This window comes from Rhizobium sp. BK661 (assembly GCF_024808825.1).
In the GTDB taxonomy this organism is placed as follows: Bacteria; Pseudomonadota; Alphaproteobacteria; order Rhizobiales; family Rhizobiaceae; genus Rhizobium.
In genome coordinates this window covers 59,944-76,384 of the sequence record NZ_JANTYT010000002.1, presented here as the reverse complement: position 1 = coordinate 76,384, position 16,441 = coordinate 59,944, and the positions used below count along the sequence as shown (strand labels likewise).

General features: G+C 61.1%; 13 protein-coding genes and 2 pseudogenes. 4 read left to right on the top strand and 11 right to left on the bottom strand.

The window, feature by feature from the left end:
* Positions 1-91: 91 nt before the first annotated feature.
* From lysA to argH, 3 genes are all read right to left on the bottom strand, one after another.
* Entirely contained in the window at positions 92-1,360 is a 1,269-nt protein-coding gene (gene lysA, locus FHX16_RS06675; protein WP_183863645.1) for a diaminopimelate decarboxylase, read from the bottom strand.
* Positions 1,361-1,372: 12 nt separating this feature from the next.
* Positions 1,373-1,567: an LPS translocon maturation chaperone LptM gene (locus tag FHX16_RS06670; protein WP_016556431.1), complete on the bottom strand. Its 195-nt coding sequence runs from the start codon at positions 1,565-1,567 to the stop codon at positions 1,373-1,375.
* A gap of 79 nt (positions 1,568-1,646) precedes the next feature.
* Positions 1,647-3,047, bottom strand: coding sequence for an argininosuccinate lyase (argH, locus tag FHX16_RS06665; RefSeq protein WP_183863644.1), 1,401 nt, complete (start codon positions 3,045-3,047; stop codon positions 1,647-1,649).
* A 41-nt stretch (positions 3,048-3,088) separates the two neighbouring features.
* On the opposite strand from argH, the gene tlpA reads away from it, so the two are divergent.
* A complete protein-coding gene (gene tlpA / locus FHX16_RS06660; RefSeq protein WP_183863643.1) occupies positions 3,089-3,751 on the top strand; it encodes a thiol:disulfide interchange protein TlpA in 663 nt (220 codons plus the stop codon).
* 145 nt (positions 3,752-3,896) lie between these two features.
* Positions 3,897-4,370 (top strand): VOC family protein, encoded by a 474-nt coding sequence (locus FHX16_RS06655; RefSeq protein WP_183863642.1) that lies wholly within the window; start codon positions 3,897-3,899, stop codon positions 4,368-4,370.
* A 15-nt stretch (positions 4,371-4,385) separates the two neighbouring features.
* On the opposite strand, the gene FHX16_RS06650 is transcribed toward FHX16_RS06655, so the two are convergent.
* A complete protein-coding gene (locus FHX16_RS06650) occupies positions 4,386-5,969 on the bottom strand; it encodes a Na+/H+ antiporter (protein WP_183863641.1) in 1,584 nt (527 codons plus the stop codon).
* Positions 5,970-6,312: 343 nt separating this feature from the next.
* On the opposite strand from FHX16_RS06650, the pseudogene FHX16_RS06645 reads away from it, so the two are divergent.
* A pseudogene (locus FHX16_RS06645) lies at positions 6,313-6,708 on the top strand (GFA family protein); the annotation flags it as partial.
* Between the two features lie 232 nt (positions 6,709-6,940).
* Here the strand turns inward: FHX16_RS06645 and FHX16_RS06640 are convergent.
* Positions 6,941-7,069, bottom strand: coding sequence for a hypothetical protein (locus tag FHX16_RS06640; protein WP_259126849.1), 129 nt, complete (start codon positions 7,067-7,069; stop codon positions 6,941-6,943).
* Positions 7,070-7,098: 29 nt separating this feature from the next.
* Positions 7,099-7,731, bottom strand: a complete 633-nt coding sequence (locus tag FHX16_RS06635; RefSeq protein ID WP_183863640.1) for an isochorismatase family cysteine hydrolase — start codon at positions 7,729-7,731, stop codon at positions 7,099-7,101.
* A gap of 396 nt (positions 7,732-8,127) precedes the next feature.
* Between FHX16_RS06635 and FHX16_RS06630 the strand changes: the two genes are divergently transcribed.
* Entirely contained in the window at positions 8,128-9,534 is a 1,407-nt protein-coding gene (locus tag FHX16_RS06630) for an adenylate/guanylate cyclase domain-containing protein (protein WP_183863639.1), read from the top strand.
* A gap of 32 nt (positions 9,535-9,566) precedes the next feature.
* On the opposite strand, the gene FHX16_RS06625 is transcribed toward FHX16_RS06630, so the two are convergent.
* From FHX16_RS06625 to FHX16_RS06605, 5 genes and pseudogenes are all read right to left on the bottom strand, one after another.
* Positions 9,567-11,327: an adenylate/guanylate cyclase domain-containing protein gene (locus FHX16_RS06625; RefSeq protein ID WP_183863637.1), complete on the bottom strand. Its 1,761-nt coding sequence runs from the start codon at positions 11,325-11,327 to the stop codon at positions 9,567-9,569.
* A 321-nt stretch (positions 11,328-11,648) separates the two neighbouring features.
* Positions 11,649-13,300 (bottom strand): annotated as a pseudogene (locus tag FHX16_RS06620) (Na/Pi cotransporter family protein).
* 128 nt (positions 13,301-13,428) lie between these two features.
* Positions 13,429-15,003 (bottom strand): carboxylesterase/lipase family protein, encoded by a 1,575-nt coding sequence (locus FHX16_RS06615; RefSeq protein WP_405049263.1) that lies wholly within the window; start codon positions 15,001-15,003, stop codon positions 13,429-13,431.
* 167 nt (positions 15,004-15,170) lie between these two features.
* Complete coding sequence (locus FHX16_RS06610; protein ID WP_183863633.1) at positions 15,171-15,752, bottom strand: OmpA family protein; 582 nt, start codon at positions 15,750-15,752, stop codon at positions 15,171-15,173.
* 4 nt (positions 15,753-15,756) lie between these two features.
* The gene (locus FHX16_RS06605; protein WP_183863631.1) at positions 15,757-16,179 is read right to left on the bottom strand and encodes a cysteine rich repeat-containing protein; all 423 of its coding nucleotides are present in this window, start codon (positions 16,177-16,179) and stop codon (positions 15,757-15,759) included.
* Between the last annotated feature and the right edge of the window lie 262 nt (positions 16,180-16,441).

Below are 16,441 nucleotides of genomic sequence, written 5' to 3'. Positions count from 1 at the left end.
ATTCTTTGTGGCGAAGACGAGGGCAAGCGCCGATCGATCCCGATTTTTCAGGGCTCTTCGCCAAAAAGTGAAGTCATCGTCGAGCGCGTGATCAATCCAGCCAAGCCGGAACGGAATCGAGTCCGATCAGCTCTTCATAGGTGCCGCGCGGGCGAATCACGTGGAAATCGCCGCCTTTTACCAGCACTTCGGGAACCAAAAGGCGGCTGTTGTACGTGCCTGCCTGAACCGCCCCATATGCGCCCGCGGTGCTAACGGCGAAAAGGTCGCCCGGCTTCGGAATGGCCATTTCGCGGTCCAGCGCCAAGAAATCGCCGGTTTCGCAGACAGGACCGACGACATCCGCCTTGATGCGGGGCGCGTTCGCCGCCGAGATCACGACCGGGCGGATCTCGTGATAGGCCTCATAGAGCGTCGGGCGGATGAGATCGTTCATCGCGCCGTCGACGATCACGAAGGTCTTCTCGCCGCCGTCCTTCACATAAACCACCTCGGTGACCAGAATGCCGGCATTGCCGACGATCAGGCGGCCGGGCTCGGTGACGATCTTGCAGTTGAGTTCGCGCAGCGCGCTCGTGACGACTGCGGCATAGGCTTCCGGTGACGGTGGTGGGTTGTTGTCATCGCGGTAAGGAATGCCAAGGCCGCCGCCGACATCGACGTGGTGTATGGCGTGGCCGTCTGCGCGCAGCGTGCCGACCAGTTCGCGCAGCAGCTTGAAGGCGTCCTCGAACGGCTGCAGGTCGGTAATCTGGCTGCCGATATGCATGTCAATGCCGGTCACTTCGATCCCAGGCAGGGTCGCGGCGCGGGCATAGACGGCGCGGGCGCGCTCCCATGAAATGCCGAACTTGTTTTCCTTCTTGCCGGTCGAGATCTTCGCATGCGTCCGTGCGTCGACATCGGGATTAATCCGGAAGGAGACCGGTGCCTTTTTCCCGGCCTTGACGGCACGCTGGTTGAGGATCTCGAGTTCCGGCTCGGACTCGACGTTGAAGCAGTAGATACCGGCCTCGAGCGCATAATCCATTTCCCGCGGCGTCTTGCCGACGCCCGAGAACATGATGCGCGATGCCGGGATGCCGGCGGCCAGTGCGCGGCGCAGTTCGCCTTCGGAGACAACGTCGATCCCCGCGCCGAGATTGCCGAGCGTCTTCAGTACCGCCTGGTTGGAGTTCGCCTTCATGGCATAGCAGACCATCGCGTCGACACCGCTCAACGCTTCGGCGAAGACGCGGTAGTGGCGCTCGAGTGTTGCCGTGGAATAGCAGTAAAACGGCGTGCCGACGCCCTTGGCGATCTCGGGAACGGGAACGTTTTCGGCGTGGAGGACGCCGTCAATGTACTGGAAATGGTTCACGGTCTTGGCCTCTTAGAGAAGCGGATCGAGAATGAATGGCCTGTTCGCGGTGCCCGGCTGCGGCGTCGGCTTCGACGAGTCGCCGGTCTTCGTTGCATTCGCGCTCGGCGGATCGAGATCGCCTTTTCGTCCGCACCCGGCGACGGCAAGGCCGATCACGGCAAAAACAACCGTCAGGCGGACGATCTGCGGCAAGCTCTTCTGCATGGAATTCCTCTTGGGAAGCGGCACTGGTGGACATCTTCATAGCGAAGTTTATCCAGCTTGTGCACCCTGATTGTTGAGGTCAGTTGCGGGCGCGCCAATAGGCGATCTGCTTGCGCACTTCCGAAGGCGCGGTTCCGCCGAAGCTCTTGCGGCTGGCAACCGATGCCTCGACCGTCAGAACATCGTACACCCTGTCGGTGATGGCAGCGTTGATGGCCTGCAGATCGGCAAGCGGCAGCTCGGCCAAATCACAGCTTTTGCTCTCGGCCAACGCTACCGCACGGCCGGTCACATGGTGGGCGTCGCGGAACGGCAGTCCGGCTTCGCGCACGAGCCAGTCGGCAAGGTCGGTCGCCGTCGAATAGCCGGAGCCGGCCGCGGCCTTCATACGGGCGGTATTGATTGTCATGTCGCGGACCATGCCGGTCATGGCTGATATTGCCAGTTCCAGGCTTTCGGCGGCGTCGAAGACCTGTTCCTTGTCTTCCTGCATGTCCTTGGAATAGGCGAGCGGCAGACCCTTCATGATCGTCAGCAGGGCGATCAGTGAGCCGTTGATGCGGCCGGTCTTGGCGCGCACCAGCTCGGCGGCATCCGGGTTCTTCTTCTGCGGCATGATCGAGGAGCCGGTGGAGAAGGCATCCGACAAGCGGACGAAACCGAACTGAGGCGTCGACCAGATGACGATCTCCTCGGCCAGACGCGACAGGTGCATGGCACAGATGGCGGCGAGGGCCAGGAATTCGATGGCGAAATCGCGGTCCGAAACGGTGTCGATCGAATTGCGGGTCGGCTCTCGGAAGCCGAGCGCCTTGGCCGTCATATGGCGATCGATCGGATAGCCGGTGCCGGCGAGTGCCGCCGAGCCGATCGGGCTTTCGTCCAGGTGCTCGATGGCGTGACGGACGCGCGAGCGGTCGCGGCCGAACATTTCGACATAGGCCATGCAGTGATGACCGAAGGTGACGGGCTGCGCCGTCTGCAGGTGCGTGAAACCGGGCATGACGGTGTCGGCATGCTCTTCGGCGCGGTCGAGGAAGGCTGCGATCAGATTGGTGAGCAGCTGCTCGGTCTTCTGCAGCTCTTCCTTCACCCACAGGCGGAAGTCGAGCGCCACCTGGTCGTTGCGCGAGCGGGCCGTGTGGAGACGACCGGCGGCCGGGCCGATCAGCGTCGCGAGACGGGCCTCGACATTCATGTGAATGTCCTCGAGCTTGCGGGAGAATTCGAAGTTGCCGCTCTCTATTTCTGACAGGATCGTGTTTAGCCCCGCGACGATTTTGTCTTTATCGTCAGCGGAAATGATGCCCTGGTGGGCAAGCATGGTGGCATGGGCGATCGAGCCGCGGATGTCCTGGGCAAACAGCTTCTTGTCGAAACCGATCGAGGCATTTATCTCCTCCATGATCGCATCGGGACCGGAGGCGAAACGGCCGCCCCACATCTGGTTGGAGGATTTGGTGTCCGTGCTGTCGGCCATGACGATGCCTGCCTTGAAGAACGCGTGTCTCGGAGAATGAAATGACGACAAGAACGCCCCTGCGCCTGCCATCCCTGAAGCTGATCGGGATCGCGGCCGTCGCAGGCATTATTGCCGGTGCGGCAGCGGTTTACATCAGGGAAGCCGGGTCTGGCAATGGCGGGACGCAAACGGCCTCGGGCGAATGCGCGGCGACAAAGGAGATTGCCACGCGGATCGCACCGCTGCTCAAGGGCCAGGTGGCGGCGATGGTTGCCCCTGACGAGCATCGCAAGCTCACTACCGTCGCCTTCAAGGGCGCAGACGGCCAGCCGATGACGCTCGACAGTTTCGCCGGCAAGACGGTGCTCTTCAATCTGTGGGCGACGTGGTGTGTGCCCTGCCGCGAGGAAATGCCGGCTCTGAACACATTGGAGAAGGAGCTAGGCAGCGACAAGTTTCAGGTCGTGCCGGTCAACATCGACACCGGCGATGACGAGAAGCCAAAGGCCTTCCTCAGCGAAATCGGCGTCGATGCGCTGAAGCTCTATCGCGACAACACCATCGAGGTGTTCAACAGCCTGAAGAAGGAAGGCCTTGCCTTCGGTCTGCCGGTCACGCTGTTGATTGACGACAAGGGCTGCCTGATCTCCGCCATGAACGGCCCGGCCGCCTGGGACAGCGACGACGCGAAGGCGCTGATCAAGGGCGCGGTGGGCTCTTAAGGCATTCCGTCGTTTCCATCCGTCTCCAAAGCACCTTCGACCGCTTTTGGTTGTAGAAGCGTGAAACGGCTTCTCTCAACTGGAGAAAGTCGGTTTGCCCCTTATGTCAGGAGGACACGGCAACCAACAGCGAAGGAACCGCGACATGCCCAAGAATACGATCTGCGTATGGTACGACAAGGAGGCCGAGGCCGCCGCGCGCTTTTACGCCGAGACCTTTCCGGACAGTGCGGTCGGTGCCGTCATTCGCGCACCGGGAGATTATCCGGACGGCAAGCAGGGAGACGTGCTGGTGGTCGAATTCACGGTTGCCGGTATCCCCTGCATCGGCCTGAACGGCGGCCCCATTTTCAAGCACAACGAAGCCTTTTCCTTTCAGATCGCGACTAACGATCAGGAGGAAACCGATCGCTACTGGAATGCCATCGTCGGCAATGGCGGTCAGGAAAGCGAATGCGGCTGGTGCAAGGACAAGTGGGGTGTTTCCTGGCAGATCACCCCGCGCGTTCTGACTGAAGCGCTCGCGGCTGGCGGCGCGCAAGCCAAGCGTGCGTTTGACGCGATGATGACGATGCAAAAGATCGACGTTGCTAAGATCGAAGCCGCCCGGCGCGGCTGATCACCATGGCTTCGGTCACGACTTGGCTGAAATCGCGCTGAGCTCCTCGAGATCCAGGTCCCGTTCCAGCTCATGCAACGTCTCGTCGTCGATCTCGCCAGCGCGGTGGAGCCGGATCAGTTCACGGCGCCCTGTCGCTACCGCCTCGAGAACGACATCGAAATGGGCATGGAGGATCGGCGAGTAGTGGTCGGTGCGTGCGGCATAGTCGACGATCGCCACGGCCCTGCGCTGATAGCGCTCCAGCAGCTGGGGATGGATGAGGTTTCCCTCTTTGTCGTAGGCCAGGCTTTGGACTGTCGCGAATTGCGCCTGGGCCATGGCAGCTTCGGCCTGGCTCATGGAGAGGTGCGCCCTTTCCGCCTGGGGCTCGGTCAGCCGTGCCCAACTGATGACGTGTCCGAGCGTCGTTCCCTGCACAAGCACGGTTCCGACAATGACGGCGAACGACGTAACCAGGATGAGGTCCCTGCCGGGGAAGCCTTCCGGCACGCTCAGGGCAAGCGCCAGCGTCACGACGCCGCGGACGCCTGCCCAGCCTATGACAGTTACGCCGCGGCTGCCGAGCGGCGTGTATCGATCAAAACCCAGAAGGTTGCAGACCTTGATCACGAGGTCGGATCCGAAGAGCCAGGCAAAGCGTGCGAGCGTGAGTGCGACAAGGATTGCAAGGATGGGCAATCCCATCGTTGCAGCGACGACACCAAAGCCGCCGCCGCGTTCGACGACCCCGCGCAGCGATAGCCCGATCAATATGAAGACAGCGGCTTCCATCAGGAAGACGATCACGGTCCAGAACGACGTGCCGCGCATGCGCGTCGAGGCCGAAAGGACCGTGTGCTGATACCAACCCATGATCAGGCCGGCGGTCACGGTGGCAATGACGCCCGAAACATGGATCAGTTCGCCCAGCAGATATGAGGCCCAACACAACAGGGTCGTTCCGGCGATTATCAGGTACTCATCGCCGAGCCGCCGCACGAACAGAACCCAGACCGTTCCGACGATGATGCCGACGAAGGCGCCGCCTGCTGCCAGAAGCAGGAAGCTTCCTGCCGCGTCGACCACGCTGAAACCCCCGGTGACCGCGGCGGCGACCGCGAAACGGAACAGCACGAGGCCGCTCGCGTCGTTGAGCAGGCTTTCGCCCTCGAGCAGGATTTGCAGGCGCCGGGGCAACCGTACCCGCTCCAGGATAGCGCGGGCGGAAACGGCGTCAGGTGGCGAAACGATTGCGCCGAGCGCCGCGCACGCTGCCCAGGGCAGCGACGGAAACAGGAGATGGGTGACAGCGGCCACGACGGCGCAGGTGAAAAACACCGCTCCGATGGCAAGCGAGGCGATGCCGATCACATGACGGCGCAGCGGATGAAGAGCGATGGACCAAGCACCGTCCATGAGGAGTGGCGGCAGGAAGATGACGAGCACCAAACCGGGGTCGACGGTAATCGTCGGCAGGCCCGGCAGGAAAGCGAGCAGCGCGCCGCCGGCAAGCAGGGCCACGGACGGCGGCAACCCAAACCGGTCGGCGGCATAGTGCAGCGCGATGATCGCCACGAACATACCGATAACCAGTTCGAACAAGTGTGTGGGATCCATGCGCTTGTGCCCTGATACACCGTTTGCCACGACCAGCTCTACTAAAGGGCGCGTTCCCGCGAAACGCAATTGCCAAGCGATGCCCACCAAGCATAACGCAACGAAAATTCCGGACCAGCCTCTCCGGCGACGATCGCCAAAGGTTGCTCGTCGTATGAGATCCGGCGCTCGCCGCTCGTAGTACTAGGCGGTCCACTAGACTTCGGCGGTCCGCGGTCTACATTCATGTTTAGTAGGCCGACATTGCATCAGGGCTCCGCCCCTTCGCATGAATTGCGGTTCGGGCCTGCGTTACACCCCTCACAGCTCGATTGATCTCACCGCGTAAGCGGAAGGAGTTTTTATGGCCGATGCCCAATGCGCCTGTGGCGCTCTCAGACTGGCCGTTAGCGAACCACCACTATTGACGGCGCTGTGTCACTGTCTCGCGTGTCAGCGAAGAACGGGCGCACCGTTCAGCGCCAATTCGTTCTATGCAATCGATTGTGTCGAAATATGCGGGACGTCGACCGAATTCATTCGCACTGCCGATAGCGGCCGCAAGGTTCATATGTATTTTTGCCCGACCTGCGGTTCGACCGTCTATTGGAAGGCCGATGGTGCGCCGTCCTGGATCGGTGTGGGGGTCGGCGCGTTTGCCGACCCTGCCTACGCGCCGCCTGCCATGTCCGTCTTCGAGCAATCGAAACATGCGTGGGTGCAGCTCGACGACACTGTGAAGCATTTCGAAGGTCTTCCAGACCGGCGGGATTGGGGGGATGTGAAGCCTTCCTTGTCCTCATTGGCAACGGCGTCGCTCCCTCGTCTTCTCGGCCGTTGCCCTCAAGACTTCCAGAGCCATGGTCGCGGAGAGGAGCCGAGAGATGCCTTCGCCTTGTGGTTGGCGGCTCCCGTTAGTGAGAGGTCATGATAGACGACCTTCGCACCGGCCTTTTGAGCGCGTCATCGACGCTTAGCCGGTGGGCCGGGAGTCAGGGGAGCTGATTAATGACGACCTCAGGCTTCGCGGCTTCGAGCGCCTGACGCACTTCCGCACCGAAGATGACCGGGCGCCGGAGCCCCGACATGGCATCGCTCTCAGCCTTTGGTGTCTCTTTCATTGCCGTACCTTTCAGGTTCCGTTTTGGGTTTAGCCTTGCGCCTCAGGCAAAGCCTCGATCAGTTCCGCTGTTGTCAGGATTGAGTGCGCGAACGTCGGACCGTTCAACTCATGCGCCGCATGCATCATCGCGTGCGAGAAGGCGGCCGTTGCGTCGGTCACAAGGGTCACGTGATAACCGAGTTCCATCGCGAAACGGGCAGTGGACTCGATGCAGGTGTTGGCGAGCAATCCGACCACGATCACATGGGTGATACCCTTCTGCTTCAGCCGCATGTCGAGATCGGTGTTGGCAAACCCGCTTTGACCCCAGTGTTCCTTGGCGACGATGTCGCCGGGCTTCGGCGCAAAATCGGGGTGCCATTCGCCGCCCCACTCACCGCGCGCGAAGCTGTGGCGGTGCATGATCAATTGCTGCGTCGGATTTGGGTGATCCCAATCCTCATAGTCGCCGGGCTCCCACCGACGGTGGGGAACGATGGCCACCTGGATGCCCACCGATCGCACGGCACCATCCAAACGGCGGAGGTTATCAAGAAGCCCCACCTCATCGGCGATTGGCTTGATATGTGGATGAACCTTTCCGCCTTCGGACAGGAAATCGTTGTACGGATCGACAAGAAGGAATGCGGTTTGCTCTCGAGGGTAGGTGGCGTCAACCATTGGTCATCTCCTTGGCTTGCAACGCGGTCGTTGAACTGGCTTCAACAAGACCCTAATTGACTATGAAAATCATAGTTACAAGACCCTGTGAAAAAGAAAGTTACAACGACTGTGCTGCGCGCAGTGCGCGGGAACCGGTTGTCGGTGGTTGCCGGACGACTGATCCGCTGGGAGCTGAGTTTTCGCCGGCCGATGCAATTTTCGCACCGGGCGCCTGGGTTTCCGCGGCGCAAAGATCTGGCGACTTGGCTCCAGTCCAGGTAGTAATCCGCAGCGCATACGCCGGAGTGCTAGGGGGCAGTGTCAGGTGTCAAGATTTCTATCAGGGCGTTCCCGTGTTATGATTTCTGCTCCTGCGCCGTCCGTCGTGGGACCAGGCGCAGAGAGGCTTGTCTGATGAGTGAAGTGGACGCGCTTTTTGCCGCCCTGCGACAGGCGGCCGACCGGCAGACGGTCGAGTGCATCGAGAACGCAGTCATGCGCGGCTCGGATCGGGATCTCAATCGCATCAATGCGCTGGCCTTCGCAAAGGCACATCATCTCGATGAAGAGAAAACGATCGCGGCGCTGCTGCATGCGGCCCGTCTGGGCGTGTTCGAGATGACCTGGAATGTCCTTTGTCCAGGTTGTGGTGGAGTCCTTGACACCGGCGCGACCCTCAAGACCGTCGACCAGGAGAGCTACCATTGCGCGCTCTGTGCAGCTGGCTACGAGCCAACGCTCGACGAGATGGTCGAGGTGACATTCACGGTCAGTCCGCGCGTGCGCCGGATCGCTGCCCATGATCCCGATCGGCTACCTCCGCTGGAGTACTACCGTCAAATCTTCTTCAGCTCCGGCGTCGATTTGCCAGAGGACTTCGAAGCGATCTTCGGACGAATCCTCTTGGAGATCATCGAGCTGGATCCGGGCGAGAAGGCTTTCGTCTCCGTACGACTGCCGGCACAATTCGTCATCATTTTCGATGCGGTAACACATTCGGCGCAGTTCATCGACGTGCAGGGCGAGCCGACCGGCGAACGGCAGAACCTCTCGATGGTCATCAGTCGCGGGCATGCGTTGAGCGATACGCTAACGCTCCGTCCAGGCCCTCTGCGGATCGCCCTCGAGAACCACACCGATCGCAGAGTTGTACCGAACATCTGCGTCGCTGGAGACGACCTGCATAACCTATTGGGCAGCAGGCGACCATTCCTGACGGCCAAGCGTCTGCTGACGAACCAGAGCTTCCGCGACATCTACCGGACCGACACGCTTGACGTCGACCAGCGGCTGAAGATCACAAGCCTGACGTTCCTTTTCACGGACCTCAGAGGCTCGACCGCCCTCTACGAGCGTGTGGGGGATCTCGCCGCTTTCGACCTGGTGCGGGCCCATTTCAGGGTTCTTCACGAGATCGTCGCCACGGAGGCCGGAGCGGTCGTCAAGACGATTGGCGATGCTGTGATGGCGACTTTCCCGAGCCCCGACCGCGCGGTTGCGGCCGCCCTGCGGATGCGGGAGGCGATGCTTCAATTGAATGCCGAACATGGCAGCGACGATCTCCTCCTGAAGATCGGCATCCATGAGGGACCATGCCTTGCCGTCAACCTGAACGACCGGCAGGACTACTTCGGCCAGACGGTCAATATCGCGTCGCGCGTGCAGGGCCTTGCCGATCCAAACGTGATCCTGACGACGGAAGCGATTGTCGGGGACGCCCACGTTTCGGAGATCCTGCGAGATAGCGGCATCAGCTCGGTCTCCCGGATGGAGGAGCTTCACGGCATCGGGAGAGAGGTAAGGATCTTCGCCCTGTCGTGAGCTGAACGCGAAGGCACGCTGCTCGGCGCTCGTCATCTCAGCAAGAGCGATTTCTTCCGGACCGCGGGCTTCCGCGGCGTCAATGGCAAGCCGGCATCGCAATTGCGCTGGATCATGGTCTCCGTGATCGACGTGTCCGCATAGGTTTCCTGCATCCTGATGTAGACTGCCGAGAGACCGGGATCGAGCGAAAGCGCCTGCCGAACCAGAAGCTCAGCCCGTGCCGTGTTGCCGCAGGCCATGCAGGCAGCGATCTGGTAGAGCGACGTCCTCCTCGTCTGGAAGGGCAGTGTGAGCGCGACGCGCAGCATGTCGTCGAAACGACCCAGCGCGTAGAGGGCCGCCACTCGCTCCTCGGTGATCCAGACTGGCAGGAAGGGATCGAGCGTCTCGGCGCGATCAAGCATTTCGAGGGCGCGCTCAGGCTCTCCGGCATAAACATAGAACGCCGCGCTGCGGCCGAGAATATAGGCGTCGTTCGGGGCGAGTTCATGCGCACGGATATGATGGTAACGCGCCGAAACGAAATCGCCTGACTTCATCTTGATCGCGCCCATGATGCGATGGGCTTCAGGGTCCGTGGGATCGAGGGCGAGCGCGTGTGCGACCTGCTGTTCCGCCTTCTGGAGGTCAAAACTTGGCAGGTTGCTCCATGAGCAGACGTGCATGCCGAAAGGCCGGCCGAACCCGGGGTCCGTGGTCATGGAGCGCTCGAACCAGGCCATGGCTTCGTGGATGTGACTATCCGAGACGCCAATCAGGCGGTGATGGTCAAGTCCGCGCAGATAATACTCGTAGGCGGTCATGTTTTCCGGACGCTTCAACCGAGCCGCAGCAAGTTCCGACTGCTCGACCCGTCCAGAGACGGTGGCTGCAACGCGCGCGATGATCTCGTCCATGACATCGAGCAATTCGCGAAACGGACGCGTGATGCGATCGGACCAGATGACCAGACCCTCACCAGTTTCCGTCAACTGGATGTTGATCCGCATCTCGTCACCCGCTTGCCGGATGGAACCGCTGATGACATAGCCAACGCCGAGTAGGCGGCCGATCTCGACCGGGTCTTTGGTCGTCAGGGCGGTTGCCGCGGAGCGGGAACTGACAAACAATCCCTTCAGGCGGCTAAGCTCCAGTGTGAGGTCGTCGGTAATGCCTTCCGCCAGGAAAGATTGATCCACGACAGCGCCGGGTGCAATGTCGAAGCGCGCCACTGCGATCGAGTTCGTACGAGGAGATTGGGCCGCATTCGGCGTGGAACGCGTTGGAGCGAACTGAAACACGTGGCGGTCCACCAGTTCGGTGACCCGGTAGACCCGGATCGGCTCGATAATGCCCTTCAGCTGCCGTTCGCCGGTATCTTCGAACCCGCATGGCGACACCCGCCGGACCTGGTCGTATAGCAGCCCTGAAACCTCGATTGCGCCAGGTTGAGCCGACGTCTCGATGCGGGCGGCGATGTTCACCCCGTCGCCGCGCAGGTCCGTGCCGACCACGACGACATCTGCAACGTGGAGGCCGAAACGCATCTCGCCACCGCTCGATCCAGGCATGGCGGCGATCTCGGCACGCGCCGCGATCGCGCACCTCAGCGCGTTGACAGGGCTGCTGAACTCGGCGAGCAGGGCGTCGCCTGCGGTGCCGAAGACACGGCCGTCATGACGCCGGACGACCGAACGAACCGTGTCGAGGACGGCATCGATTCGGACAATTGCCCCTTCCTCGTCCGTTTCCATAGCAGGGGTGGAGCCGACGAAATCCCCGACCATGATCGTGGCCAGCTTGCGCTGCATTCTCGATCCCTCCGCAACGGAAGCACGTGATGACGCAATCTAGCACAATAGCCGGGCTGGGTGTTTTGCGTTTGGCAAGGATAGCGACGGAGCGACAAGCCGGTCCGCTTGTGACGATGGCATCGCCCCGCACGCCGGTTGACTCAATTTATGCGTCGTCATTGGGTTTCCAAAATCGCTGCGCGCTCTACCTCAAGAATTCTTCTCGAAGGGGTACAGGGAGACCTCGGTGGTTGTCGCGGAACCCCCGCCGAGGTCTCTCCTCTCAAAAAAGAGCGGCAACGCCGTATCTTGCCCGCTCGCGTCGGCTCACGACACGCCTCAATCGGCATTTGCACCACGACCGAGGAGATGGACGGCCGCGCGCCAGGCGTGATGAGCGATCCGGTCCAGCCGTCGGGCAGCATCGATCCGCGCAAATGCGTCCGCCGCCGTCAGCTCGCCTGGGGCAACGGATGCGAGGATGGCGGCGCGATGGTTGCGCTGCAGGACTTCTAGCGCGCTTGCAGCAGCCTCGGCGTCAGCGAGCGCCACGGCGACCTCGGCCGAGACGTTCCAGCCGATGGGGGTGGCTTTTATGGTCAGAGCACATTCCGAGGTGATGGAACCGGCGATTGCCTCCACCGCACGCATGGTGCGTGTGCAAAGATCGGTGGTGCGGAGGCCATCTGTTGCCTCGGCCGGATGTCTTAGCGGACCGCCGTCGGCCAAGCTTTCGAGGAGGCGGGAGGCGTGGTCGAGTGCGTGGAGCGTGCTCGTCATACGCTGGCGCTCAGCGTCCGTCTCTGGACCGGCACTCAGTTCGGAGAGGAACGCCCGCACTTCCAGAAGCGCGGCCGCGTCGTTGGCCTCGGTTGACTGCGTGCCGCCGCCGGAAAGGGTCGCGGAAACGGCGGCCGCGATCCTTCCGAGAACGCCGGCTATGACACGGCGTGCGGTTTCGACGGCGATCACCGGACTGGCGAGCGCGCTTGGATCGAGCGCTTGCTGAAGTGCCGTCTGCTTGGAGGGCAAGAGCCGCTCGACCGTGCGGGTGAACCACTCCGTCGCAGGAAGGAGCACTGCGACGCCGACCACATTATAGGCCGTATGGTAGGCAGCCAGCAGCGTCATCCCATCGATCGATGCGGTAAAGGCCCGCATCAGCGGCGCCGTGAAAGGAAAGGCGACGATTGCGATGAGTGCTGCGATGAGCTTGAACAGGACATAGGCAAGAGCCAGGCGCTTGGCCGTTGCGCTGGCGCCAATGGCCGCCAAGGCGGAGCTGGTCGCCGTCCCGATGTTTTGACCGATGATCAGGGCCGCGCCCTGCTCGAGGCCGACCGCACCGGCGTAGAAAGCCGAGATGGTCACGGCGATCGACGCTGTCGAGGACTGCATGACTGCCGTCATCGCCAAGCCGACGACGATAAGGCTTAAGAGGCCGACCGAGCCCTCCATCCAGCCGACACCCGGCGTGCCGAGGACAGCGGCAGGTCGGACGGATGCAGGGTCTCGGCCAAGCCGCCCATGCCCTGCTGCAACGTTGTCAAACCATAGAGAACCAGCGCAAATCCCGCGAGGGCGCCGCCGATGGCCGCGATCCGCCGACCACCAAGCAACTTCGCCAGCGCGCCAAAGAAGATGATCGGCAAGGCGTAGGTCGAAAGCGAGACGCGCACACCGATCAGCGCCACGAGCCAGGCGGTTCCCGTCGTGCCGACATTTGCTCCAAATACGAGGCCGAGTCCTTGCGGGAAGGTCAGGAGTCCGGCGCTGACAAGGCCAATCGTCGTCATCGTCACAGCGCTTGACGACTGGACGAGCAGAGTGACGATCGCGCCCCAAAAAGCGCCCGAAAGCGGTGTTGCAGCGGCCTTGCCTAGCACGGTGCGCAGCGCCGATCCCGCCAGCGCCTTTAGGCCGTCGGTCATGACGGTCATACCGAGCAAGAACAGCCCGATACCCCCCAGAATGGCAACCGCTGTCGACATGCGCGCTCCGCGCTTCGCCTCAAACCGCTTTCAAGACATAGCACCAGAAATAGAATTGTCCAAAAATCTCGCGTCGCCACTTGCGGCACAACACCGGCCAAGCCCTCTGAACCGCAGCGCCTGACCCGTCAGTTCTGTTCGTTCCAATATCGTTGCCAGAGATCAAGCCTGCGTTTCAGCGGATCGGGCGCTACAAGCGCGCCGCCATTGGTGAATCTCATGACTTTATCGACATTGGGATCGTAGATTGGCCAATTCGGCCGGGATCCGCCGTTGGGATCACCCTTCGTTGCAAAATCAACCCAATAAGCACTCGCCAGCGCGGCCATGGCCCAGTCGGCTGGCGTAACTTTGCCTTTCACCAACGCGGCAGGAATATCGAACGTATAGGGAAATTCGGAGCCGTGCGGAGTGCCTTTCCATGTCGGATCGTTGCGCAGGGCCTCGGCGACATAGGAAAAACGATACCACCACGTCGGCTGACCCGCTCGGAGCATCTCGTCAGCGAGATGGCGAGACGGTTCAATAATCGTCTTGTCGGCGAGGACCCGCTGTTTCAGCGCATCAAGCGTCTCCTGATTGTCTGGGTCATAAAGCGCACGGGCTTCCGCTGCCTGCTCTCCGAACATCTGGAAGAGGTCGTCTTTCGACGCCGCCTGACCGATGCCAAGACCAAGGCTATCCGCACCCACAATGACGGGCACTGACGCCTGCCGTCGTGCTGCGAAGGCCGCTTCGGGTGTTTCGAGCAAGAACCGCCCATCCACGATCGGACCGGAGACGCCGACAATGGGCTTACCCGTCGACATTCCTGTCAGCACCGCTTGGGCAGACGCACCCTCCGTCAGCTTTTCAGCAGGCAGCGCCCGGAGCGCCGCCAGAGCGGCTGAATCGCTGCCAGCAATTCCGAGAGACTTTGCGTAGTCCAACGCGATTTTCTCGGCTTGTTTCAATGACGGCTGCTGCAAGCTTCGCGCACGCGCGGTGGGGAGGGTCGGCGACTGCAAAATGGCTGCCTGGAAAAGTCCTCGTGATAGCGGCGATATCATGTGTGCCATCACCGAGCCGCCACCTGCTGACTCTCCGAATATGGTTACTTTTGTTGGGTCGCCACCGAAGGCTCTGATGTTTTGCTGGACCCACCTCAAGGCTGCAAGCTGGTCCATGTAACCATAATTGCCCACCGGTTCGCCGGGCAATTCCGCTATGAGCCCGGGATGGGCAAAGAAGCCCAGCCGTCCCATGCGGTAATTCATGCTGACGAACACGACTCTCTGGGCGGCAAGCTGGTTGCCGGGATATTGAGCGGTGTTTCCGTGAACAAGCGCGCCGCCGTAAATCCAAACCATCACCGGAAGCGATCTCTCGAAGTGCTTGGCGGGTCTCCAGACATTGAGGGTCAAGCAATCCTCGGACTTCGGCACGTCGTCAGTCTGCATGCATGAAGGACCGAAGTTGCGCGCGTCCCTGACGCCGGTCCATTTTTGTACTGGTGTCGGATTGCGCCATCTCAGCCTGCCGACCGGCGGTGCCGCGTAGGGGATTCCTTTGAAGCTTAGGACAGTGCCTGACCTCTCGCCTCTCAGCATTCCGCTATCAATTCGAACGGTGAGATCCGCCGCATCGCTTCCCGATGCAAAAATCGTCGGAAGCGTTGCGACCGCCAACACGAAGGGAAGTTTGCTACGGCTGCCTACCGACACGAGCCCTCCAATCGCCAGGTTAGGGAGTCCGGGAGAAAGAATAGTCCCCGCGAGCGGCATCGAGAAGGGTGCGTCCGGCGGCGACTCTCGTCCGCTGTCGCCTTCGCTCCGCAGCGGTTCATCGGATTGCACGGCGTTTCGTTCGACGCCGTGCAATCCCTGTCAAACTACGATTTGCTCTTGAAGACCCCAAGATTGATGAGTTGCACGCGCCTGTTGTTCGACCCGTTCACATCGGTGCCTTCGATCGGCAAGTGTTCACCAACGCCGACGGCGTAGAGGCGTCGAGGATCGACTGCGAAGGTTGTCGAAAGAGCTTCCTTGATGGCCGCCGCACGTTGCTCACTAAGCTCGAGATTGTGCTTTTCATCGCCTGTCGCGCTTGAGTGACCGACAATGAGGAAATTGTAGGCCCATAGGTTTGGATGATGCAGGGCGTCGGCGATCATCCCGAGTGTGCGGTACGACTTCGGCTGAATGGAAACGGAGTCATTCTCGAAATTGATCTCGACAACCATCTGCGGCAGCTTCGCGATCCGTTGCCAATTTGGAAGTGCCGACATCGGCTTGCTTCCGCCACTGATCGCCTCCTCGCGCAAAATCACGAGATCGATCACAGGGGCCGCTGCCGTCAGTTTGCCCAGTCCCTTGACGATCCGCTCTTGCGACACCTCCTGTGCGGCGGCAAGTCCGGGAAGGAGAACCGCGACGGCGATGGCCAGGGACATCCTTGAAAAAATGCGCTTCATTGGTTCATCTCCATCCCGCATCGGTAATGACCTGGTTGCATTCCTTGCTGACACGCTTTTCCTTCTTGACGAGGCAGGCGAGAACAAAGCCGTCACCCTTGATGCCGGAGCAGCTCTTCGACATGTCCCTCTGACAGACTTGTTTGTACGACACCTGGGCATGTTCGCGCTGGGTGATCGACTGGAAGGCGGTGCTCAACGAGCCCTTGCAAGTTGCCGACACCTTGGCGGCGTTCTGCTGCAGGCAATCTGCAATTCGCCCATTCCCGAGATTTAGCCCCTTGCAGAGCTTCTGGATGTCCGCGCCGCAGTCATCCGCCAGCTTCGTCACCGCGTCTGCGTAGCTCAAGGTCTGGGCGCTCGCTGCTCCGGAGTGAAAGGCGGAGGCAACTAGGACGATCGCCACCGTTAAATTGCGTTTCAACATTTCGCACTCTTTCTGTCAGATCGGATTGAGATTGAACGCGGAGATCATGCATAAGATGGCATCATTGGGGACGTATATTACTGTAAAGAACGCCCCCTCAGATGGGATCGCTTTGCCGGTTTCGCTCCGCAAAGATATGGCATGCATTGCTCGGCGCTGCTGAATGGACCGAGCCAGGCTGGTGCCAAATATTCAATCCCGTTGTCGGATTGACCGTAGCAGGTTCGTCCTATGCGCGTTCTCAGAGTTCAATCCAAAGGAG

Excerpts from the sequence above, each read along its gene's own strand:
- FHX16_RS06635 (WP_183863640.1), bottom strand. The coding sequence starts at position 7,731 with ATGGTTGACGCCACCTACCCTCGAGAGCAAACCGCATTCCTTCTTGTC.
- FHX16_RS06640 (WP_259126849.1), bottom strand. The coding sequence starts at position 7,069 with ATGAAAGAGACACCAAAGGCTGAGAGCGATGCCATGTCGGGGCTCCGG.
- FHX16_RS06625 (WP_183863637.1), bottom strand. The coding sequence starts at position 11,327 with ATGCAGCGCAAGCTGGCCACGATCATGGTCGGGGATTTCGTCGGCTCC.
- argH (WP_183863644.1), bottom strand. The coding sequence starts at position 3,047 with ATGGCCGACAGCACGGACACCAAATCCTCCAACCAGATGTGGGGCGGC.
- FHX16_RS06630 (WP_183863639.1), top strand. The coding sequence starts at position 8,128 with ATGAGTGAAGTGGACGCGCTTTTTGCCGCCCTGCGACAGGCGGCCGAC.
- FHX16_RS06610 (WP_183863633.1), bottom strand. The coding sequence starts at position 15,752 with ATGAAGCGCATTTTTTCAAGGATGTCCCTGGCCATCGCCGTCGCGGTT.
- FHX16_RS06650 (WP_183863641.1), bottom strand. The coding sequence starts at position 5,969 with ATGGATCCCACACACTTGTTCGAACTGGTTATCGGTATGTTCGTGGCG.
- FHX16_RS06655 (WP_183863642.1), top strand. The coding sequence starts at position 3,897 with ATGCCCAAGAATACGATCTGCGTATGGTACGACAAGGAGGCCGAGGCC.
- tlpA (WP_183863643.1), top strand. The coding sequence starts at position 3,089 with ATGACGACAAGAACGCCCCTGCGCCTGCCATCCCTGAAGCTGATCGGG.
- FHX16_RS06670 (WP_016556431.1), bottom strand. The coding sequence starts at position 1,567 with ATGCAGAAGAGCTTGCCGCAGATCGTCCGCCTGACGGTTGTTTTTGCC.
- FHX16_RS06605 (WP_183863631.1), bottom strand. The coding sequence starts at position 16,179 with ATGTTGAAACGCAATTTAACGGTGGCGATCGTCCTAGTTGCCTCCGCC.